Origin of the sequence: Devosia sp. (assembly GCF_028290645.1) — a bacterium.
In the GTDB taxonomy this organism is placed as follows: domain Bacteria; phylum Pseudomonadota; class Alphaproteobacteria; order Rhizobiales; family Devosiaceae; genus Devosia_A.
Genome location: NZ_JAQGJL010000017.1, coordinates 1 through 22,299 on the forward strand (window position 1 = coordinate 1; position 22,299 = coordinate 22,299).

17 protein-coding genes and 2 tRNA genes are annotated in these 22,299 nt (G+C 64.5%); 6 read left to right on the top strand and 13 right to left on the bottom strand.

Annotated features, from left to right (window positions below):
* Window positions 1-129: 129 nt before the first annotated feature.
* On the bottom strand, window positions 130-318 hold the full coding sequence (locus JWQ89_RS00985; RefSeq protein ID WP_299637642.1) for a hypothetical protein: 189 nt from the start codon (window positions 316-318) through the stop codon (window positions 130-132).
* 150 nt (window positions 319-468) lie between these two features.
* Window positions 469-1,347 carry a helix-turn-helix transcriptional regulator gene (locus JWQ89_RS00990; protein ID WP_299637643.1) on the bottom strand — a complete coding sequence of 293 codons (879 nt, stop codon included), beginning with the start codon at window positions 1,345-1,347 and terminating at the stop codon, window positions 469-471.
* Between the two features lie 428 nt (window positions 1,348-1,775).
* On the opposite strand from JWQ89_RS00990, the gene JWQ89_RS00995 reads away from it, so the two are divergent.
* Window positions 1,776-3,617, top strand: coding sequence for a M3 family metallopeptidase (locus JWQ89_RS00995; RefSeq protein ID WP_299637644.1), 1,842 nt, complete (start codon window positions 1,776-1,778; stop codon window positions 3,615-3,617).
* 320 nt (window positions 3,618-3,937) lie between these two features.
* On the opposite strand, the gene JWQ89_RS01000 is transcribed toward JWQ89_RS00995, so the two are convergent.
* Window positions 3,938-4,264, bottom strand: coding sequence for a hypothetical protein (locus JWQ89_RS01000; protein WP_299637645.1), 327 nt, complete (start codon window positions 4,262-4,264; stop codon window positions 3,938-3,940).
* Window positions 4,265-4,619: 355 nt separating this feature from the next.
* On the opposite strand from JWQ89_RS01000, the gene JWQ89_RS01005 reads away from it, so the two are divergent.
* The 3 genes from JWQ89_RS01005 (at window position 4,620) to JWQ89_RS01015 (ending at window position 8,801) form a co-directional block, all read left to right on the top strand.
* On the top strand, window positions 4,620-4,955 hold the full coding sequence (locus JWQ89_RS01005; RefSeq protein WP_299637646.1) for a hypothetical protein: 336 nt from the start codon (window positions 4,620-4,622) through the stop codon (window positions 4,953-4,955).
* Window positions 4,956-5,585: 630 nt separating this feature from the next.
* Window positions 5,586-7,745, top strand: a complete 2,160-nt coding sequence (locus JWQ89_RS01010; RefSeq protein WP_299637647.1) for an autotransporter domain-containing protein — start codon at window positions 5,586-5,588, stop codon at window positions 7,743-7,745.
* Window positions 7,746-8,159: 414 nt separating this feature from the next.
* Window positions 8,160-8,801, top strand: a complete 642-nt coding sequence (locus tag JWQ89_RS01015) for a hypothetical protein (protein ID WP_299637649.1) — start codon at window positions 8,160-8,162, stop codon at window positions 8,799-8,801.
* A gap of 326 nt (window positions 8,802-9,127) precedes the next feature.
* On the opposite strand, the gene JWQ89_RS01020 is transcribed toward JWQ89_RS01015, so the two are convergent.
* A tRNA-Pro gene (locus JWQ89_RS01020) sits at window positions 9,128-9,204 on the bottom strand.
* Between the two features lie 156 nt (window positions 9,205-9,360).
* Here JWQ89_RS01020 and JWQ89_RS01025 point away from each other — a divergent pair.
* Together JWQ89_RS01025 and JWQ89_RS01030 are read left to right on the top strand one after the other, a co-directional pair.
* Window positions 9,361-9,435: transfer RNA gene (locus JWQ89_RS01025), tRNA-Gln, on the top strand.
* A gap of 347 nt (window positions 9,436-9,782) precedes the next feature.
* The gene (locus tag JWQ89_RS01030; RefSeq protein WP_299637651.1) at window positions 9,783-10,778 is read left to right on the top strand and encodes an SMP-30/gluconolactonase/LRE family protein; all 996 of its coding nucleotides are present in this window, start codon (window positions 9,783-9,785) and stop codon (window positions 10,776-10,778) included.
* Between the two features lie 71 nt (window positions 10,779-10,849).
* Here the strand turns inward: JWQ89_RS01030 and JWQ89_RS01035 are convergent, their stop codons facing one another.
* The 9 genes from JWQ89_RS01035 to JWQ89_RS01075 form a co-directional block, all read right to left on the bottom strand.
* Window positions 10,850-11,932, bottom strand: a complete 1,083-nt coding sequence (locus JWQ89_RS01035) for a DUF917 domain-containing protein (protein WP_299637652.1) — start codon at window positions 11,930-11,932, stop codon at window positions 10,850-10,852.
* Window positions 11,933-11,949: 17 nt separating this feature from the next.
* Window positions 11,950-13,053, bottom strand: coding sequence for a DUF917 domain-containing protein (locus JWQ89_RS01040; protein WP_299637653.1), 1,104 nt, complete (start codon window positions 13,051-13,053; stop codon window positions 11,950-11,952).
* Window positions 13,043-14,590, bottom strand: a complete 1,548-nt coding sequence (locus JWQ89_RS01045; protein ID WP_299637654.1) for a hydantoinase/oxoprolinase family protein — start codon at window positions 14,588-14,590, stop codon at window positions 13,043-13,045. Before JWQ89_RS01045 ends, JWQ89_RS01040 begins: the two co-directional genes overlap by 11 nt.
* A complete protein-coding gene (locus JWQ89_RS01050; RefSeq protein WP_299637656.1) occupies window positions 14,587-15,480 on the bottom strand; it encodes an ATP-binding cassette domain-containing protein in 894 nt (297 codons plus the stop codon). The genes JWQ89_RS01045 and JWQ89_RS01050 overlap by 4 nt, the downstream gene beginning before the upstream one ends.
* Window positions 15,477-16,322, bottom strand: a complete 846-nt coding sequence (locus tag JWQ89_RS01055) for an ABC transporter ATP-binding protein (protein ID WP_299637658.1) — start codon at window positions 16,320-16,322, stop codon at window positions 15,477-15,479. Before JWQ89_RS01055 ends, JWQ89_RS01050 begins: the two co-directional genes overlap by 4 nt.
* Window positions 16,322-17,209, bottom strand: coding sequence for an ABC transporter permease (locus JWQ89_RS01060; RefSeq protein ID WP_299637659.1), 888 nt, complete (start codon window positions 17,207-17,209; stop codon window positions 16,322-16,324). The genes JWQ89_RS01055 and JWQ89_RS01060 overlap by 1 nt, the downstream gene beginning before the upstream one ends.
* On the bottom strand, window positions 17,209-18,231 hold the full coding sequence (locus tag JWQ89_RS01065) for an ABC transporter permease (protein WP_299637660.1): 1,023 nt from the start codon (window positions 18,229-18,231) through the stop codon (window positions 17,209-17,211). The genes JWQ89_RS01060 and JWQ89_RS01065 overlap by 1 nt, the downstream gene beginning before the upstream one ends.
* Before the next feature lie 67 nt (window positions 18,232-18,298).
* A complete protein-coding gene (locus JWQ89_RS01070; protein ID WP_299637662.1) occupies window positions 18,299-19,849 on the bottom strand; it encodes an ABC transporter substrate-binding protein in 1,551 nt (516 codons plus the stop codon).
* Between the two features lie 218 nt (window positions 19,850-20,067).
* Window positions 20,068-22,299, bottom strand: a 2,232-nt coding sequence (locus JWQ89_RS01075) for a LuxR family transcriptional regulator (RefSeq protein WP_299637664.1), incomplete at its 5' end; no start/stop codon positions are given.

The following is a 22,299-nucleotide window of genomic DNA, read 5'->3' on the forward strand; positions in this document are numbered from 1 at the left end:
ATCTAGTTTTTCTCTCGAGCGGACCGGCTGACAAGGTCGCAGTTTTCGTGGATGACGACCTCTACAGGGAGGCACTGAATGTTCGCACGCCGCAAAGCGTGGTTGATCGGGCGATATTTCTTGAGGGGGTTACCACGGCAACTTCAGCGACATCCGGCGCTCGTTGTTTGGATAGGCCCGAATGCGCTTCGACAGCGTGGCCGCCTTTCCCACGTAGATGCCGATGCCTGGGATGCGCCACTCATAGATTCCGGACAAGCTTGGATCGAATCCGCCAGATACGATGCTGAACCAGTCGCTGCCTACCGTATCGGTCATCATTGTTCTCCTGTTGAGAGGTCTCGGCGAAGTCTGAGGTGCTGCAGTCCGGGCAGGCCAGCAACGGTGCCAGCCTGCCCGTGGTGCAGCGCTAGAGCCCGAAGGGGATACGGGCGAGCGCTGCAAGTGGGCATTCGTCACCGTGGCTTGCTAAAGGCGCTCGTAGCTAGTTTCGTCCGCCGGCAACCACCTTGTCGCACGTGAGTATTGGTCGTCGGTCAGTTTGGCTCGCACCCATGCCAAGCGCGCGACGTCGTTTGCCTGCCCGCGGACCTCTGAGGGAAAATCTTCAAGTCGAACCCAACCCATGGCGACGGCGAACAACGTGGGACCGTCTGTGCCCGCGAGGTCCTCTATTTGGTTCTCGCCAAGGACGAAGTCGGGAATCTCGTTCGGCCCGTCGCCCTCCTCAATGCGGATTACGCTGTCGCTTCCGTTCGATCGGGCTACGAACGCAATGAAGGTGGTCAAGGGATTTTCTCGAGTCTCGCTACCTGGCAGCTTGCGGCCGAGGATGTCGCGCTCTTCAATCGACTTCCTTTCGTCATTCAACGCGGCGTCCAAACCGCTAAGTGAAGCCACCGTCATCCCACTACTGGCCAAGCTGGCCTTTAGCTCGGCGACACGGTTCCCGAGCTTCTCTAGGCGCTCACGCCGCCACTGCAGACTCTGCTCCGCCACTAACGCTGTCAGCAACGGCGCCAGCGTCAACTGCTCACGGGCACCGATGCCATAGAGCGCTTCGACAATGCTGTATCCGATGGATTCGTCGACATCAGCACCCACAGTCAGCTCCCGGCGCACATACTCATTCGGCTTCACATAAGGACTCCGCAGTGCTCCCTCCTTGACTCGCAGTGCCTTCGCAAGCTCCTCCGCCACTTTGTCGCTTGCTTGATACAGCCCTTTGTTTCCCTCGATGCGCTTGATTGTGGCGATTCCCAGCCCCGCGCGATCAGCGAGTGCCTGCTGGCTAAGGCCGCGGTCCTTCCTGACAGCAGCGAGCGTGACGGGGTCAACAGTTGGCATCAGGTTGGTGTGTCCGTTGTGTCTCAATACCAAAACGATACCATAGTGTGGTATTTTGTCCAGTTATGGTGGGATACTAGATACCCAACGACGGTATCATCCACGGGTCGCGTGATCCTAGTCGTTACGTGATGCCGAAGTCCGTCTGCGCACGGCCGCCCTTGCCCAAATCGTCAGCGGACTCCACGTTGCACTCATGCAAGGAGCCGAACCCGTGACCAATCCGTTTTTTTTCTGCCTGGACGACGCCTTATCAAGCTCCCCCTTTCGACCTGATCGTAACCGGGAACTTCGAGCCGGCTTTCGCGCAGGCGCTCGAACAGCACCGCGCAGAAATTGAGGTAATCAGCGGCAATGAAGCTGGCCCGACCTTCGAAAACACCATTGCCGCGCTCGAGCGCTCGGGAAGGCTGCTGCGCCGCGTCGAGATGGTGTTCGGCCAGCTCTGCTCGGCCGCCACTAACGACGAGCTACAGGGCGTTGAGCGCGATGTCGTCGTGCTGGTTGCCCGCCATTGGAACGGCATCTTCCTCGATCCCAAGCTGTTCGCTCGCATCGACGCGCTCCATGTCCAGCGGGACACGCTTGGCCTCGATCCTGAGGCCCTGCGCGTCCTCGAGCGCTACCATCTCGATTTCGTCCGAGCCGGCGCCCGCCTGACCGATGACGAGCGTGTTCGATTCGCTGTCATCGTCGAGCGCCTGGCTTCACTCGGCACTCAGTTCGGCCAGAATGTCCTAGCCGACGAGCAGGAAACGGTGTTCGCCCTCACCGAGGGCGAGATGGGCGGTCTGCCCGATTTCGCCCGCGCCGCCGCTGCCGAGACAGCACGCGACCGCAAGCTCAGCGCACCGTTCGCAGTCACCCCGTCGCGTTCCAGCGTCGAGCCGATCCTGCATTTCGCCAAGGATCGTGGCGTGCGCAAGAAAATCTGGCGTGCCTTTGTGCTGCGCGGCGCCAACGGCAACAAAAACGACAATTCGAAGATCATCAAAGAGATCGTCGCGCTCCGCGCCGAGCAGGCCGGGCTGCTCGGCTACGAAAGCTATGCCGCCTATAAGCTCGCTGACTCCATGGCTGGCACACCCGCCGCCGCCCGCGGACTTCTCGAACAGGTCTGGGAAGGCGGGAGGACCAAAGCCGAAGCCGATCGCCTCGCGCTACAGGGGCTCGCCAGGTCGGAGGGCCAGTCAGCCCCGCTCGAAGCCTGGGACTGGCGCTACTACGCCGAAAAGCTCCGCCTCGCCCGCTACGATTTCGACGAGAACGAGCTCAAGCCCTATCTTCAACTCGAGAAGGTGGTCGATGCCGCGTTCTTCGTCGCTGGCCAGCTCTTCGGCCTCGCCTTCAACCCGCGTAGCGATATCGTCGGCTATCACCCGGATGTCCGCGTCTGGGATGTGATGCGGGGGGGCAAGGTTATCGGCCTGTTCTATGGCGACTACTTCGCCCGGCCCGGCAAGCGCTCGGGCGCGTGGATGACCTCGTTCCGCGAGCAATCCAAACTCGACGGCGACCAGATTCCGTTCATCGTCAACACCTGCAACTTTTCGAAGCCGCCCGAAGGCCAACCGGCGCTCCTGTCGCTCGACGAGGCGCGGACCGTGTTCCACGAGATGGGCCATGGCCTCCACGGCCTTTTGTCCGATGTGACCTATCCGCGCATCTGGGGCACCAATGTCGTGCGCGATTTCGTCGAGCTCCCCAGCCAGATCTACGAGCACTGGCTCGAAGAGTCGTCGGTCCTCGCCCGCTTCACCCATGTGCAAACCGGCGAGCCGATCCCCGAAGCCCTGCTCGAGCGCATGCGCGCCGCACGAACGGCCAATAGCGGCTTCGAGACGGTTGAGTTCGTTTCTTCCGCCATCCTCGACATGGACTACCACTCCCAGCCGATGGAGGGCTCGGTCGCTGATTTCGAGAAGGCCGTCCTCGCTGGCATCGGCATGCCGCGTGAGATCGCTCTGCGTCACGCCAGCACGCACTTCCTCCACCTATTCTCGGGGGATGGCTATGCCGCCGGCTACTACAGCTACCTTTGGAGCGAAGTCCTCGACGCTGACGGTTTCCGGGCCTTCAAAGAAGCCGGAGATCCATTCGACCCCGCTACATCTAAGCGCCTCCACGACTTCATCTACTCGGCTGGCGGTAAGCGCGATTTCGCCGACGCTTACCGGCTTTTCCGCGGCCGCGACCCCGCCGTCCTCGCCCTCCTCGAGGATCGCGGCCTTGTCACTGCAGAAGCAGCCGGAGGACCACCTCATGGCTAACCCCTTGCAGCGCATTTTGCTGGCGATGGGTATCCCTTGAATAGAGGCCTTCACCCCACATACTGGTCCTGCTTCGCAGCATCGAGGACGTGGGAGGCGAGATGTGGGATCCAATAGTTGAGATGGTCCTTTTAGCAGAGGCTAAGCGGTTGGGTTTGGTCGAGTCCACAACCCCGGGGGGCCGTCACTACGCTGCTTGACCCCCGCCCGCCGCGGAGTAGCTGCCCAGTCCCGAAAATGACCCCCTCGAACAGTCCATTCGACCTCGATTTCAGTGTCCCCAACGACGCTCGGCTGCAGCGGCGCATTGGGGGTTCAGGTCAACCATTTGGGCGGCCCTCGAGATGAACTTCCAAGGCGGGTTTGTCCTCGCGAAGTCCCTTGAACGAAGGATGCCGGAGCACGCCATCTGGAGTAATTTCGGTATACTCGACCTCAGCTAAAAGGCGTGGTGCCACCCAGCGGGCTGCTCGCATCTCCGGGCGCGGCATGCCAACGACTGGCGGCTGCTCGTCGGTCTGGATGAGCTGAAGAACCTCCCAAACTTCCCGGCGCGTTTTGTCGGTGAAGCCGGTGCCGACGCCGCCGCGGTAGGTCAGCTGTCCTTCCTCGTAGGTGGCGAGGAAGAGCCCGCGGACGTTGTCCACGCCATACTTGGGTGGGCGCCACCCGATAACGACGAACTCCTGACGGCGCACGCGCCCTTGGGGACTTTGCGTTCAAGCGTGGCGAGTTGCGGCGATCGGAATGCTGGAAGGATGCGCGGGGTAGAGTCCGAGTCCCGGCGGCCGGGCCGCTTACCGGCTGGAGTGGTTCTCACCACAGGCAATCGGACCTCCTGCGATGCCCAATACAATATCGCGTCGCCCGAACGGTTCCGAACCCTGTTGGACCCCAAAGCGTCCTTGGCAGGCATCGCTCGTCGTGTCTTGACGCTATCCCTGGCGCCGGTAGCCTCAGCTCATGTGTAACCAATACAATATCACGACGACGACCGACGCCATGATGCGACTGCGCATGGAGTGGGAAAACGTGATGCGCAACATCCCGGGGTTGTCGGTCTATCCCGACTACAACGCGCCGATCATGCAACAGGTCGGCGGCCGGCGTGTCATTAAGCTGGCTCGGTGGGGCCTGCTATCGTTGAAGGACCCTGTCACTGAGAAGGTGAACAAGGGCACGACCAATATCCGACACCCCTTCTACTATGACTGGAACGGCTATCTTGCCGTCGAGAACCGTCGCTTGGCCCTTTCGACAGCTTCGCAGAGCCGACCAAGTTGTCGGACGGAACCTCCGGTAACGCTTGGTTCGCTCTGGACCCCTCAATGCCATTGAGCTTCTTTGCCGGCCCGGGACGGGCTGGCATGGCACCAGGCGAAAGGAAGAGAGGCCTTTGGATCACGAGGTCTTTGCGTTCTTCACGACAGAGCCGAACGACGTCGTGGCGCCGATCCACCAGAAGGCAATGCCGGTCATACTGCGCACGCAAGAAGAATGGGATGTGTGGCTCCGGGCGCCCTGGAGCGAAGCGCGGTCACTTCAGCGCCCGTTGCCTGACGGGGTGCTCGGATCGTTGCCACTCTGCCGTTGAAGTTCGCGCCGGTGATAGGCGAAACCGGGCCGGATCCGCTGCGCCTTTCACCGGCGCCGCGCCGAAGCTGAGCCGTAGCCGCCATCTCCCGCGACTGGTCAACCCGCCTACATCCGGGCCTGATGCACCTCAAAGCGCCACGCGACGTCAAAAGCGATAACCGCCCCCCAGATGTGCTGGTCTATTGGCGTTTCTAGTCCGATCTCACTTGAGCTTGTGCACCACTCGCGAACAGCGCTAGGCCCTAGACTGAACGCCAGAAACAACGCGCGGCTAATTCTGATATGCGGCTTGTCAGCGCAATAGTCCTTCCCTACTATCCAAAGAATTGAATGTCGATCGATTTGCTGCATAGCGATACTGGGGGCGTCTTTATGGCCGACTGCATGAACGTAGCGGCGTCCGCCGCTGCCACTCTGAAGGTCGCGCCCAGCCCGTCACGGCATCGCCGGCTCTTCACGGCCATTGCCTCCCTCCCGCTGACCGCCGCTTTGGCCCTCAGCCCCGCCGTCGCCCAAGACTTCACCGTCGTAGCCGGCCCCCCGGTCGGCCAGCAGATCATGAACAACATAGGCGACAGAGGTGTCATCGAGGCCGGTGGAACGGTCAGCACCGTTCTCAACGCCGTCCAAATGCTTGCCGACGACCAGATGCTGGAAAATTTCGGCCTTATCGAGAGCACGGGGGTCGTCGCCTCCGCAATTTATTCCACTGGCTCGACCGCCACGATCACTAATTCCGGCACCATCTCGACAGCGGCCGCTGGTATCGTCTCCTTCGGCGAGAAAGCCACGATCGAGAATGCCGGCACCATCTCGACAACTGGCGCACTTGCTTTCGGTATCGTCTCCTTCGGCGAGAAAGCCACGATCGAAAATTCCGGCACCATCTCGACTACGGGAGCCAGCGCCGCTGGTATCCGGTCGTTCGGCTCCGACGTCATGATCACGAATTCCGGCACGATCTCCACGACGGAACTCTTTGCATATGGCATTAGCTCCACCGGCCCCAAAGCCATCGTCGCAAATTCCGGCACCATCTCGACAGAGGGAGACAGCGCCCACGGCCTGATTTCTGAGGGGATCGGCGCGATACTCACCAGTTCCGGCGTCGTGTCGACAACGGGTTTTGGCGCCTACGGTATGGAATCCGCCGGCCCCAACGCGATCGTCGCAAATTCGGGCACCGTATCGACGATAGGGCTCAACGCCCACGGCATACTTTCTGCCGGCACCAACGTCACGCTCACCAATTCCGGCACCGTGTTGACGACGGGGGGCTTCGCCACCGGCATCCTCTCCATCGCCCCCAACGCCGCGGTCACCAATTCCGGCTCGATCATCTCGGAACAATGGGATGCGATCGGCTTCACGCAGGGCAACGCCACGCTCAACCTGCTCGCCGGCACCGTCATCCAGGGTGGGATCAAGTTCATCGGCACCGGCAATACCGTGAGCTTCGGCCCCGGTCTGAACACGATGCTGACGTTTTCCGTCATTCCGGACACCATTCTCACCAGCGGTAATCCCTATGCGGTGAGCGGCAACAGCGTTGCCGTGCTCGACCGCGGCGGCTTCACCCTCACCGACGGCATGGCACTGGCGCTCGCCGGCAACATCGCCAGTATCCTCGATCGCAATGGCAAAGGCCAATGCCTGCCGGCACCGGACGGTCAGGTGCCGACCGGCGAAGAAGACGGCTGCGCCACCGAGGCCTGGCTCGCGGGCTTTGGCGGGTTCGGTGGGCGGTCGGACAGCTTCAGCCTCGCCGGTTCCGACTATCTGAGCGGTGGCGGCCTCGCCGGTCTGGAATTCACGCCCGGCGGTGGCTTCAGCGGCGGCATCTTTCTGGGCGGCATGGTTGCGCATGGCACCGTAGGCGAAAGTCAGGACACCTCGCAGCATGGCGGTGTCATTGGCGGCCATGCCGGCTTCGCGCGGGACGGCTATTTTGCCGACCTCTATGCGGCGCTGGGGGTTCTGCAGATCGACGGCGAGCGGAGGATCGCAGACAACACCGTCGCCGGTGGCCTCACCCTCGCAAGTGCCAGCCATGCCGGCTATTTCCTCAGCCCCGCAATTACCATCGGCATCGACCGCGAGACGGGTGCCGGCGTCCTGACCCCGAGCCTCCGGCTGCGCTATGCCGGCCTGATGCTCGACGGCTATTCCGAGAGCGGAGCTGCCGGCGCGGTTGTCGTCGACGATCGCCTGGTGCACGAACTGGAACTGCGGGCGCAGCTGGCATTGGCCCTGACGCCTGACTTGACCGAGGACGGAACGCTCTCCGCCCTGCTGCGCGGCGGTGTCGACGTCTTTCACAGGCAGGCCGACATCACTACCGGCACGCTCCTGGGACAGCCCATCGCCTTCACTTCCGGCGAGGACGGCACCGGCTATCGCGGCTTTGCCGCATTCGACCTCGACCTTGCGCTCAGCGGCGGCACCAGCCTGTTCGGCAACATGGAACTAGGCCTCGACAGCACCGGCGGCTATTCCACCGTCGCCCACGCCGGCATTGGCGGCTCGTTCTAGCCCGGCGCGAGCCGCGGCGTCCGTCCTGCAACCTGGTGGCGAGCCACTTCAGATTGCACAGGCGCTAGGATCGTCTGCTTGGGCTTCGTGAATCAGGCACCCTCAGAGGCGAAGGCAAAGAGCGGCCTATAGCACCGAGTGCCGCTGCATCTACCCGTCGTCGGCGCGGCCGCGCGGTCCGGGAGCAAAGCGGACCTATCGTCGAGGACCAAACCGCCTCACGTTAGCACCCCCGACCTTCCAGTCACGCGGCTCCGTCCACCTTGGCCCTCGCTCTGGTGCTGCGAGCACGCTGCGGACCTCCATGTCGAACGGAAACTTGGAAACGCGACACTCCCGCTCAGCGGATATGCGATCTCGGAGTCGGCGGACCAGCTTGACCTGTTCGTCTCCCTTTACTCCGGGGCGGAGTCGGTGGAGCCGATCCCGGATTCTGAGATCACCGCCACGGCCCAGCAATGTATCAGGTTCCTCGAAAATTCCGTCTCGGGGAAGCTAGCCGATAAGGTCGATCCTTCAGACGAGGCGCACGACCTCATCCTTACAGTGCGGGACTGTTACGACGAGTTGGATCAGGTTCGGATCTTCGTCCTCACGGACCGGGTTTCAAAGAGCAAGAACTTCAAGCCTCGCGACATCGGCGGAAAGTCCGTGCTCCTTGAAGTCATGGATATAGAGCGTCTGTTCAGGCACATCTCGGAGGGCAAGCCTCGTGATGAGCTGACGGTGAACTTCGAGGAGGCACTCGGCACGCCGATTCCCGCGATTTACGTTCCCGGGAACGAAGGCGAATACGATTACGCACTGACCGCCATCCCCGGACCCATCCTGCGCCAACTTTACGAAAGATACGGTTCGCGCCTGCTCGAGGCAAACGTGCGCTCGTTTCTGAGCCAGACGGGCAAGGTGAATAAGGGCATCCGCGAGGTTCGCATCTTCAACGGAGACGTGACCATCAACACGGAGTGCGATGCACTTTCAGTCCGAAGGCAACCCACTCGGCTCAGATCGACAGAGTTGTCGTGGAAGCGCTCGGCTCCGATGTCAGCCAATTGAGCCGCGGCGCCGCTTTTGTCCCTCGCTCCGTCAGGGCGCCAGACACTCGACTTGAGAAGTGGTTGGCGGCGCCACAGGTAGACGGCTATGCCCAGCATGAGTCACGAGGCCACACAGTAGTCCAACGGGTGCGAGAGGCCATCGCCAACTCCTGACGGGCGAGCGGTTCCGTTAGCTTAAGCTACGTCGGTCCTGTGCATAGAGACGCTACCGGAGGTCTATAGGCACCACCATCCGGATCACCTGCGCGACACGGCGACCATCAAACTATGTCGGTAACCCTGTCGGTGCGAAAAACCCCGGCCTCGCGAGAGGCCGGGGTTGATTGGTCGGAGTAGAGTGATTCGAACACTCGACCCCCTGCTCCCGAAGCAGGTGCGCTACCAGGCTGCGCTATACTCCGTCAGATTGCCGTGCGGCCCGTGGCGCCGAAAGTCTCGGCGGGCGGCCATCGGCTGCGGCGCTTTATAGACTCGGTGCTTTGCCGGTTCAAGCCGCTAAACTGAGCCTTGCTCGATTGGTTGCGCCCCATTTGTGAAGCGTGTAGGAACGCGCGCGTTGGGGCGTCGCCAAGTGGTAAGGCAGCGGTTTTTGGTACCGCCATTCCTAGGTTCGAATCCTAGCGCCCCAGCCAGCACCTCATGAGCCCCCGACCGGGTCAGCTCCTCCCATTTGCCAAGCCCCACCAGCCGACTGCTACAAAAGTCGGCTACAAAAGGGTTGGCGAATAGGAGTGAATGGCGCTCCCGATTGTTGTGCGTCGCGGCGGCACATTCATCTCCCCGATCCGTGCCAGACGGATCGCGCTGCACCTCGGGCGAGGAGTCACGATCAGTCCCAGACGGCTGACCACGAGGCGTGCCGTGGGCCGGGAGGATCAGCGGCATCAATGAGCAACGCGCGCCCATTCTCAAATCAGTCGAGGGTGGGCGTGGAGGAGTTATTTGTGAATAGAAGTATAATCACCTACGGAGGATTGTCATGAGACTGGTTTTGAGCTGTGCCCTGGTGGCGTTGCTGACGGGGGCGGGTGGGGCATTTGCCCAGGCGGCGCCAACCCCCGCTGCCGAGGAACCCAAGCCCTTCGAGGTCGGAAAGCCGCTCGGCTCCACCAACCGGGAGGGGCTTTACACGCCGATTTCTGCCAATGTGAAGATGTATGGATCCTTCGTCAGCGCTGAAAGCTGCTCCTACGATCCTACCCGCAAGCTCATCGTGGCGGTCAGTCGCGGGGCCAACCAGAACCAGGTTCCCAACGACGCCTTCGTGTCGCTGGTCAATTCCGACGGCACGGTGAATACGCCGCGCTGGATCGGCGTCAACCGCAACGGGCTGGTGCTGAACCAGCCGTTCGGCAGCGATATCGAGGGCGGCAAGCTCTATACGGCCGACCGCGATGGCGGCACCGCCGACGGTGCGCCCAGCGTCTCGGTCATCCGCATGTTCGACATGGCGACCGGGGCCCCGGCGGGGGAGATCGCGGTTCCCGACTCGACCGGCTTCAACGATATCGAAGTCGCGGCGGATGGGACCATCTACGCCTCGCAGACCGGCGGCGGTCAGAACAAGGAGCCGATGCGGATCTACAAGATCACCCCGGACGGCACCGCGTCGGTGTTCCTCGATGGCGCCCCGCTGGTCTCGCCCAATGGCGTGGCGATCGACAAGGACGGCAACATCGTGGTGGTGAATATCGGCGACGATGCCGTGCTGACGTTCTCGCCGGCGGGCGAGCTGGTCAACACCGAACATGCGGCCCAGGCCGGCAGTGACGGGCTGGTCATCATGGAAGACGGCACCAAGTACGTGAGCAGCGTCCTCAATGGCGGCATCTCGAAGATCGCGCCCGGCCAGCCGGCCGAGCTGATCGCCAGCGGCGTGCCGAGCGCGGCCTCGATGTGCTACGACGCCGGGGGCAACCAGCTGGTTATCCCGCTCAACAACAACAACGGGCTGGCCTTCCTCAAGCTCGACTGAGGCAAGCTCATCGGGCCCGGCGCCTTGCCGGGCCCGACGCCATCGGCGCCACTGCCGTGGTCGGCGGCGGGTTACCGACTGAAATACTCCCGGTAGTCGGTGTCGTAGCCAAAGTAGCGTGGGCCGACCAGCGCTATGCCCGCCGGTGTCTGCCATTGCGGGTTCGATGGCATGGCCAGCGCCTTGAGCCGCAAGCCGTAGCGCAGTGAGTCCGCCGTCACCGGCAGGCCGGATTCTGCCTCGAGCAGCGTGATGAGATCGGGCGTCGTGACGAGGATCTCGCCGTCGCGCTCGGCCATCAGGAACTCGTTCTGGAAATCCAGCCGGAATTCGTGGCCCTTCCACTCGTCGACGCCCTCGAAGCGGGCGGTGCCGCGGGCGAAGCCTCCGATGGTGCGGCGCTCGATATCCCTCACCCGGCCGTGGAAGATTACGTCGGCGTCGAGCTTGTCTACAATGGCGTTGACTGGGTCGACATGGCTGGCCTTGGCTTCGCGCAGCGTCCTGCCGAGCTCGGCACAGAGCGTGAGCGTGCCGCGCACGATGGCTTTCTTGGCCACCGCGCCCGACATCGAATAGAAGGCGAGAAGCGCCGAGCCGCCCATTTCGACGGTGGCGGCACGGGCGAGCCGCTCGGTCCAGGCATTGCTGACCGTATCGAGCACCAGCGAATTGCCCTTGTCGTCACAAAGCACCATCGGGGTGGCGGAGACCCCGTGCATGGTGAAGGTCACCATCTGCAGCTCGGGATAGGCGCGGCCCATGCCGTCGCCGTCGACCAGCGGCAGGCCGGTCATCGCGGCGACGACGAACGGCGTGGTGGAGTTGACGCCACCCGCCTCGCCGCAAAGCACGGCATCGATCTTCTTGCCCAGCAGCTGCTCCAGCGCGCGGAAGGCGTTGATGAGCTCGTCGCCCTGCGGCAGCTTCTCGGTCATCACGGTGGGGGCGCCCATCATGCAGACCGGGACGACCAGCGCATCGTCCGGTAGCTGGTCTATGTCGACCAGCCGCACCGGCCCGTGCTTCTTGATCGCCTGCTGGGCCATGAGCTTGCCCACATAGGGGTCGCCGCCGCCGCCGGTGCCCATGATGGCGCCACCGGTGGCGATGTCTTCCATGTCTTCGGCGTGGATGGTGCGCAGAAATTCCATAGTCGGTTCCTTCCGCCTCAGGCCGCGATCGGCGTTTTGGCAAGCGGGTTGAAAGTGAGCTCGGGATAGCCGAAGGCCCTGGGGCCGACGATCTCGAGCGCCCTGGGCGTCTTCATCAGGTCGTGCACCGGCAGCCCGACCACCGCGACACGCTGGCCATAGCGCAGGATTTCGGTGGTGATCGGCTCGCCGGTATCGAGCTCGAGGTTGATGATCAGGTCGGGCACCATGATCACCGGCACGCCGTCGACCCAGAGCACCAGGTTCTCGTTCTGGATGGCGATGCGCGCTTCGGAGCCGGCCCAGTCGCCGACACCGGTGAGGTGCGCGTGCCCGCGGGCGAAGCCGCCCACCAGCTCGCGCCGCACGTCGGTGATCTTGCCGGTGAAGAACAGCTTGCCGCCGGTCGAGGCGACGACCCGCTCGACGACGTTCTGGCGCTTCCTTCGCGCGTCCAGCACCGTCTGGCCAATGTCGAGCGCCTGCGTCACCGTGCCCGGCACAGCGGTACGGCGGACGAACTCCATCGACATCGGCGCAATGGCGAGGCCGGCCGCCGCACCCATATTGACCGACACGCCGCGCGCGAAGGTCTCGAGCCAGAACATGTCGATCACCTCCTTGAAGACGACGACATTGCCCTTCTCGTCGGCGATCGCCGCGGGCGCGGCCTTGGCGCCATAGATGAAGAAAGTGGTCATCTGCACTTCGGGAAAGGCGCGCCCCATGCCGTCGCCATCGATCACCGACAGGCCGGCATAGGCGGCAGCGATGATCGGTTCGAGCGCGTTCGAACCGCCGATCTCCGCCGAGATGGTGGCCGAAATCTTCACCCCGGTGGTCGCCTCGACCGCCCGCATGGCGCGAAAACACTCGCCGCCTTCCTCGATCTTTTCGACGCCGACGACCGGCGCGCCGATGCCACCGACTTCACCGATCCAGGCGTCGTCGGGCAGTGCATCGAGCGGCAGTACGCGGACTTCGGCGCCGCGGCGGATCAGCTCACGCGCCCGCAGCATGCCGACATACGGGTTGCCGCCACCACCGGTGCCCAGCAGGGCCGCGCCGATCGAGAGCGGCAGCAGATCGTCCTCCTTGAGGAGGTAGCCCTTATCCGACATGCAGTTCACCGACGGCCTTGACGCGGACGCGCGTGGCGTTGCCGGGGAGGTAGGCGAGGGGCACGTCCTCGACGTCGACGATCTCGATCGAGGAGCGGAGCGCACCCGCTGCAACGGCCGCTTCGGTTGCCCGCTGCTTGGCGTCGTTGAGCGCTTCGTCGCGGCCGATATCGGCCAGCGCATAGACGCGGTCGACCTCGCCAGAGACCTGCGCGATGGCGGCGCCCACGGCGTTCGCCACGGCGAAATGGTTGGGCTTGATCACTTCGAGCCCGCCGATCGGACCGTCGACGAGGATGGAGCCGCCGCCGACGACGATGACCGGCAGTGGTTCGGGCGACAGGCGCGAGCGCTCGACGCAATCCTCGAGCATGGCCATGATCTTGGCCTGGGTGCGGGCGATGAAATCGGGCGTGAGGTGGGTGACCTTGCTTGGGTCACCGAGGCTTTCACGGCCGGAGGCGACGATGACGTCCGAGGTGGTGAGCGTGTTGCCGCCGAAGATCAGCGCCTCGGTGATGATGCGGTAGCCGACCGAGGTCGGGCCGACCTTGATGCCCGTATCGGTCTCGACGACATGCGAGCCACCGCCGAGCCCGATCGAGAACACGTCCGGCATGCGGAAATTGGTGCGCACGCCGCCGACTTCGACGGCGACCGTCGCCTGGCGGGGGAAGCCCTTGTGGAGCGAGCCGACGTCCGAGGTGGTGCCCCCGATGTCGACGACGATGGCGTCGGCGACGCCGGAGAGGAACGCCGCGCCACGCATCGAGTTGGTCGGGCCCGAGGCGAAGGTCAGCACCGGGAATTTTTCGGCGAAGGCCGCGTCCATCAGCGTGCCGTCGTTCTGGGTGAGGAAGAAGCGGCCCTTGATACCGGTTTCGGTGATGGCCTTGCGGAACGCCTGGATGACGTGCGCCGAGAGATCGCGGAGGCAGGCATTCATGATCGCGGCATTCTCGCGCTCGAGCAGGCCGATGCGGCCGATATCGCTCGAGAGCGTGATGTGGACACCGGGCAGCGCCTTGGCGAAGATTTCGCCGGCCTGCTTCTCGAAATCGCCCGACACCGGCGAGAACACCGAGGTGATGGCGATGGTGTTGATGCCCTTCGACTTGATGTCGGCGGCGATCCCCAGCAGTTCTGCCTCGTCGAGCGGCGAGATCACCCGGCCGTCGAACTCGTTGCCGCCGTGGGCGAGGTAACCGTGGTTGCCGATGGTCTCCTTGAGATCCTCGGGCCAATCCACCATCGGCGGCAGCGACGCCGTCGCGGGCAGCCCCAGTCGCACCGCGGCGGTCTTCGCGAGGTCGCGCCGCTGCACCACGGCATTGGTGAAATGCGTGGTGCCGATCATCACCACGTCGACGGCGCCGGCATCCATCTTCGAGGCCTCGAGCACGGCCTTCAGCGCGTTGACGACGCCGGTCATGACGTCGGCGGTGGTGGCGGCCTTCACGCCGGCGATGACGGTGGTGCCGTCCATGACCACGGCATCCGTGTTGGTGCCCCCGACGTCGATGCCAATTCTGATCATTGTTCTATCCTTTGAGAGTCTGGGCCGCCGGCATTTCGCAGGGCAAGCAGTTGTTCCGCCGTCGGGATCTCGCCGTCGATGAGCGGGATGACGGGCCGCATCGCCGCCTCCTCGGCCGAGATCACCGGGACCGAGGCGAGCAGCAGGCGGGTGTAGTCGTGCTGAGGGTTCTCGAAGACCGTGGCGGTGGGACCTGTCTCGACGATCTTGCCGAGATAGAGCACGCCGACCTGCTGGGCGAAATTCCGCATCAGGCTGAGGTCATGCGAGATGAAGAGGAAGGTCAGTTCGAGCTGGCGGCCGAGGTCCACCAAGAGGTCCATGACCTTGGCCTGCACCGAGACGTCGAGCGCCGAGGTCGGCTCGTCGAGGACGATGAGCTGTGGGACGACGGCGAGCGCGCGGGCAATGGCCACTCGCTGCTTTTGTCCGCCCGAGAGTTCATGCGGGTAGCGCGACGCGAACTCGGCGGGAAGCTGCACCATTTCCAGCAGTTCGACGATGCGCCGGGTGCGATCCGAGCGCGGATGTCCGTGAGCATCGAGCGGCACGGCGATGGACTGGCCGACGGTGCGGCGGGGATTGAGCGACGAGCCGGGGTTCTGGAACACCATCTGCACCTTGCGGCCATAGGCTCGAGTGCCGGTGTCACCGGTGATGTTCCTGCCGTCGAGCAGGATGTCCCCGCTGGTCGGCCGGGTCAGCCCCATGATCATCCGGGCGATGGTCGACTTGCCCGAGCCGCTCTCGCCGGCGAGGCCGTAGACCTTGCCCTTTTCGATCGAGAACGAGACGTCGTCGACGGCCCTGACCTCGCCGGTCTGCCGCCCGAAGCCGTTGCGGACCGGAAAATGCTTCGAGAGCCTGACGATCTCCAGCATGGCACTCATGCTGCGGCTCCCGCGCGGCCGAAACCACTACCACCGGTGAGCCGCGGCACGGCGCCGATCAGCGCCTTGGTGTACGGGTCGGCGGGCGAAGCGAAGAGTTCGGCCGTGGGCCGATGCTCGACCACGACGCCCTTGTTCATGACGTAGACGTAGCTCGAGGTCTCACGCACCACGCCGAGGTTATGGGTGATCATCATCAGCGCGAGCCCACGTTCCTCGACGAGGTCCTTGAGCAGCTTCAGGATCTGCGCCTGGGTGGTGACGTCGAGCGCGGTGCCGGGCTCGTCGGCGATCAGCAGTTTGGGTTCACTGAGCAGCGCCATGGCGATCAGCACCCGCTGCCGCATACCACCCGACAGCATGATCGGATAGGAGCGCGTCACCCGCTCGGGATCGCGCATGCGGACCTGCCCCAGAACCTCATGTACGCGCGCCATTCGCTCAACCTTGCCGCGGCTGCGGCCGAGGCGGCGGTCGGCGTATTTGAGGATGGTGCCCATCTGGTCGCCGATGGTGAAGACCGGGTTGAGCGAACTCATCGGGTCCTGGAACACCATGGACATGGCAGTGCCGCGCAGCTTCAGCCGCTCCCTGGCCGGCATGGTGAGGAGGTCGCGGCCGTCGTAGAAGATCTGCCCGCCGGTGATGGTAGCCGGCGGATGGTGCAGGAGGCCCATGATGGCCTTCATGGTCACGGTCTTGCCCGAGCCGCTCTCCCCCACCAGCGCGATCTGCGAGCGCGCCGGTACGTCGAGCGACACGTCTTTCAGCACCTCGGCGGTCTGGCCGTAGGTCGAAAACGAAACCGAGAGGTTGCGGACCGAGAGCAGCGCGTCGTTCATCAGCGCACCTCCTGCACGTCGAACAGGTCGCGCAGCCCATCGCCGAGGAGATTGAAGCCGAGCGCGACGAACAGGATGGCGCAGCCGGGCAGCACGGATTCCCACCAGTAGTCGGGCAGGAACGCCGAGCCGGAGGCGACCATCGTGCCGAGGTCCGGCGTCGGCGGCTGGATGCCGAGGCCAAGGAAGCTGAGCGAGGCGCCGACGAGGATGACGAAGCCGCAATCGAGCGAGGTCTTCACCGCCAGCGCCGAAACGCAGTTGGGGAGGATTTCGCGGAATAGGATGTGGAACTTGCTGGCGCCGAGTGTCTCGGCCGCCTCGACAAACTCCTGCGTGCGCAGTTGCCGGGTGATCGAATAGATGAGCCGCGTATGCCAGGTCCACCAGAGCGCCGCGATCGCCAGCATCGAGTTGATGAGATCGGGCGACAGCACCGCGGCGACGGCCAGCGCCATGACCAGCGGCGGGATCGCCAGCGCCACGTCGGTCAACCGCATGATGACGATCTCGACCCAGCCGCCGAAATAGCCGGCGAGGAGGCCGAGCGTCACCCCGATCGGGATTGCGGTGCCCAAAACCACCAGTGCCAGCAGCAGCGAGATGCGGAGCCCGAAGATGACGCGGGTGAAGATGTCGCGGCCCACATTGTCGGTGCCGAACCAGTACTCCGCCGAGGGCGACAGGTGGCGGGCGCGGAAGTTGACCACGGCGCCGACATGGTCGGGATGCGGGGTGATCCAGGGCGCGAGGATGGCGGCGAGGATCGAGAGGATGACGATCGCCGCGCCGATCACCGCCGTCGGGTTGCGCGAGAAGCGGTACCAGTTCTGGTAGGCGTTGGAGAGCCGGCGCGGGGGCGCGGCGGACACGGTTTCGCTCGCCATCAGCGGCTGCCCCGGATGCGGACGCGCGGATCGACGAAGCCGACAAGGACGTCGATGACGAGATTGACGATGACGAAGAACACCCCCGAGACCATCACCACGCCCATCACGGCGTTGAGGTCCTTCTGGAGGATGGTCCGGATGCCGTAGGCCGCCATGCCGGGCCAGGCGAAGACCAGCTCGACCACGAAGGCGTTGCCGATCAGCGAGGCGAACTCCAGCCCGAGAATGGTCAGCGGCGGCACGAAGCTCGGCCGCAGCATGTACTTGAACACCCGGATCGGCTCGGGCACGCCAAAGGCCCGGCTCGCCTCGATATAGTCCTGGCTGGACACGTCGATCATCGATGAGCGGGTGATGCGGGCGATCTGGCCCATGGTGGCGGCGGCGAGTGCGACCGCCGGCAGCAGCAGATAGCGCAGCGCCTCGAGCACGACGTCGATGCGGCCCTTGAGCAGCCCATCTACGGTGAGGAGCCCGGTGATGTTGGCGGTGAACTCCATGTTGGCCGGCAGTCGGCCTGTGGTCGGCAGGATGTGGAGCACGTAGCCGGCGAGAATCTGCAGCAGCAGCGCCAGAAAGAAGCTTGGCGTCACGGCGGAAAAGATCGCCAGCACCCGCACCAGGTTGTCGGGCCATCGGTCCTTCCAGCGCGCCGCCGCCACTCCCAGCGGCACGCCGAACACGAAGGCGAGGATGATGGTGGCGATGACCAGCTCGAAGGTCGCCGAGAAGGTATCGCGGATATCGTCGTTGACCGGCCGTTCGGTGAGCAGCGAGCGGCCGAGGTCGCCGCGGGCGAGCCCGGCGACGAAGAGCCCATATTGCTCGACGATCGGCCGGTTGAGGCCCAGCTTCTCCCGCAGGTCCTGCACCTGCTCCTGTGTCGCCGTCGGCCCCAGCGCCATCCGCGCCGGGTCGCCCGGCACCACCCGGGCGATGGCAAAGATCACCATCGAAAGCCCGACCAGCACCAGCAGCGACCAGGCGATCCGGCGAATGAGAAACAGCAGGAATTCCAACGGGCGCCCTTGCTTCAGGAATCAGCGGCGGCCGCCCCTCGCCGTCGGGCGAGGGGCGAAGCCTGGCTCAGCACTTCCAGCTGTAGCGGGTGAAGTCGTAGTCGAACGACTGCATCGGCACGGCCTTGAAGCCGGTGAGGCACTTGTCCATGGCGTGCTGCACCGTCTGGGTGAGGAGGAACACGTCGGGCTGGATCTCGACGAGCTTCCTCTGCAGGGCCTTGTAGATCTCGGCCTGCTTGGCGGTGTCGCCGGTACCGCGCGCCTCGTCGATCATCGCATCGACCTCGGGGTCGGCGAGCCACTCCATCGAGGTCCAGGTGCCGGCCGCCTTGGAATGATACTGGGTGAAGAACATCGAGTCGGGCGAGGGATAGGTCGGGCCGTAGAAGATCTGGTTCACCGCCGGCGAGGTTTCGACCTTGGCGGCCTTCTCGGTGATGACGTTCCAGGGGTCCGCCTGCTGCGTCACGACAAAGCCGAGCTGCTCGAGATTGGCCTGCATCAAGAGGCTGATCTCTTCCTCGAACTTGGTGCCCGCGACATAGCCGAGCGTGATCGGGATCGGCGCGCCGGCATATTTCGACTGCGCGACCTCCGCCTTGGCGGCCTCGAGATCGTAGACCGGCGCCGGGATGTCGTCGGCATGGAAGGCGGCGAATGCCTTGGGCAGCGGCGTCGACAGCACGCCGCCCGGCAGGATCACCTCACGGATGGTGGCGTAGTCGGTGGCAAGCGCCAGGGCGCGGCGGATGTGGACGTCGTCGGTGGGCGCCACCTTGGTATTGAGCTTCAAATAGAACGCCGTCGACGTGTCCTGGCCGACGAGCTCGAAGCGGCCCATGTCGACCAGCGCCTTGTAGGTCTCGGGCGACTGGAACTGGCTGGTCATGGTGAGCTCGCCCGACGCCGCGAGCGACCGGACGGTCGCCTCGTCATTGGTGATGATCCAGTGCACCTCGTCGATCGGGCCGGGACCGAAACCCTTGTAGTAGTCGGGGTTGCGCGTGATGGTCATCTGCGAGCCGCGGTCCCAGCTCTTGAGGCCATAGGCCCCGGCACCCGCGACATTGGTCGAGAGGTAGGTCTGGCCGTCATCGGCGCCCTCGTTGGCCTTCACCACGTCGGCGTTGAGGATCATGATGGCGGGCACCGTGGTGAGGAACGGCGCGAAGGTCTTGGACAGCGAAAACTTCACGGTCTTGGGGTCCACCGCGGTCACCGAGCCGGGCGCCAGCACGTCGGCGAAGAGATTGGCCGGACCCTGGTTGATGCGCAGCAGCCGCTCGACCGTATAGACCACGTCGCTGGCTTCGACGGGCGAGCCGTCGGCAAACTTGGCATCGTCGCGCAGCTTGTAGGTCACTTCCCTCGCGTCGGGCGACACCGTCCAGCTCTCCGCCAGCTCGGGGATGATATTGCCGTCGCCATCCACGGTGACGAGCCCGTCATAGAGGTTCACGGCGGCCATATAGTCGGTGTAGTCGGAGATCTTGGCCGGATCGATGGTGCCGAAGATCTGCACCGTGTTCATGGTGACGGTGACCGCCATGGCGGGCGCAACGCCCAACATGAGGGCCGACAGCGCGCCCGCTGCAAGAAGCCTGTGCTTGTTCATGCCGATAGTGTCCCTGTTCCCTGTTGTCCTGGTCGTGCCCCCGGCGCATTGGCCCCGCTGCGCTTGGGAGGTCGTCCGGTCCGGCCCGCACCCGACCGTGAATCGCTGGGGTCCCGCCTCCCGATCTTCGCAGGGCCCCGACAGGGGAGCTTCGCAAGCTGGCGGCGGCTCCCTCAAGGGTGGGTGACGGCTAGGTTTTCGACTAAAACGTCTAGGTTTCAGCTAACCAGGCCGAGGGCGCGGGCTGCGCTGATCGCCTCGCGCCGGTTCTTGCAGCCGAGCTTGCGGTAGGCGTTGCCCAGGTGGAACTTGACCGTTGCTTCGCTGAGCCCCAGCGCGTTGGCGATGAACTTGTTCGAGGAGCCCTCCGAGATCATCATCAGCACCTTGGTTTCGCGCCGGCTGAGCCCGTTCTGCGCCCCCAGCGCCGAGTTGGGCAGGCCATTGTCGCGCAACCGCCGCAGCACCTGGCGGACCGGGCCGGAGATATCGAGGAACTCGCCGATCCGCTGCTGTTCGATGAGTTCCCTCAGAAACACCCGCTCCTCGGCCAGCGGCGCGATGGCGCCCAGCCGCGCCGCCCGCTCGAACACTTTTTGCAGCAGCGCCCGCGCCTGCGACAGGTTGCGCTGCCGCTTGTGGACGAAGGCGAGCCAGATCTCGACCCCCAACTGCTGCCGCCCGGTCAGGTTCAGGTTGTCGAGCACGGCGCCGAGCTTCCGTTCGGGATTGTTGCGGGTCGGGCTTTCGTAGACGATGTGCCTCAGCCAGATCAGGGCCAGCGCGATCTCGTCGCGGTCCTGCAGCCGCCCCAGTTCCTCGTTCGCCGCCGCGACCCATTGCCGGGTGATGCGCGACGGCACGGCGACGAGCTTGTCGGCCGCCTCCTGCCAGCGGTTGCCGTTCTGCAGGATGGTGGCTTCCCGCAGCTCGATCATCATCCCGAACTGCCGGTTGCTGATCTGGTAGACCCGCCAGCGATCGAGGAAGCTGCGCGCTGCGATGATCGAGAAATGCTCGCTCAGCGCCTGGCTGCCATATTGCAGCGCGAACTCGATGAGGCTCGGCCAGATCTCGCCATGGGCGAAGTCGTCGAATTCGGAGCTGAGGAACCGCGCCAAGGGCTCGGCCTTGCCGCCCTCATAGTCGATGCAGGCAAACAGCAGCGCCAGCAGCCGCTCGTCGTTGGGACTGTTGAAGCCGACCTGGTGCAGGAAGATGTCGGCCTGCAAGGCATGCTGGCGCGCATAGATCGCATCGCCCATCATCAGCCGGATCAGCGCCTGATGGAGGCTGATGTAGAAGGCGAGCAGAGGCACTTTCTCCTTTTCGTAGTGATAGAGGGCGCGTACCGCCACGTCTTCGGCGGCGGCGAACCGCCTGCCGCGAATGTAGAATTCCAGCACTGCGTTGTAGAAACTGCCCCGGACGAGATGCCCCTCCGGCGGGAGTTCTCCCAGCATGCCGAACACCTGCTCGAACAGGAGGTCGGTGAGCAGATAGTCCTCGTAGATCAGCATCAGCACGCGGAAGGCGAGGAAGTCGGTGGAATAGGCCGTCTTGTCGCCGAACACGGTTTCGAGGTTGTTGGAGGCCTCGCCGAAGCGGTTGGCCAGCAGGCGCCGCGCCCGCTCGACCTCGCCGCGCTTCAGCGACTGCATGGCGAGGCTCATCACCAGCGTGTCGTTGCGGGCGGCGTAGTCCTGCGGGAAGCCGGCCAGCACCCGGTCGAACGCCGCGAGGCCGAAGCGATAGAGGTAAAAGCGCCCCGAGGCGGCCTCGAACGCCTGCAGCGCCTCGTCGTAGCAGCCGGCATGCTGGTAGGTGACGATCGCCTCGGTGACCTTGCCGCGCGTCGCATAGGCGCTGGCGATCGCCGGCGCTTCGTCGGCTCGCTGCATGCGCCGCCGCATCACCACCTGCAGCGCCTCGCCCAGCGGTTCGCGCACCCGATCCAGCGCCGGCAGCAGATGCCTGTCGATCGGGGCGGCCTCGCCGCCATCGAGCCAGGCTTCGAACGCCACCAGTTCAGCCGAACGCATCGGCTCGAGCAGTTCGGCGGCGAGGAATGCGGCGAGGTGCTTTTCGCTCCTGTCCGCGGCGCGCGCCAGCAGCATCGGCCAGCCTCCCGACTGTCGCAGGATCCGGTCGGCGCTGTGCGGCGGGAGGCGCTCCCGCAGTTCGTCCTGGGAGAGCAGCAGGTCCGCGGTTCCCAGTCGAAAGGTGTTTCCGTAGACGATCGCGCGAGCCAGCGATGGCAGCTCGGTTTCCGGCCGCTTGGCGATGACGATCCGGCGGACGCCGGAGACAAAGGCTTCGGGCAACGCATCGGGCTCGGAGCGAGGCGGGATGTCCCACAGCACGAGGCCGTCGGCGCCGGCCGCCGGTGCGCTTGCGGAGCGGTGAACGGACAATCCGAGCGCCGCCGCAAGCTGCGCCAGCAACACCGA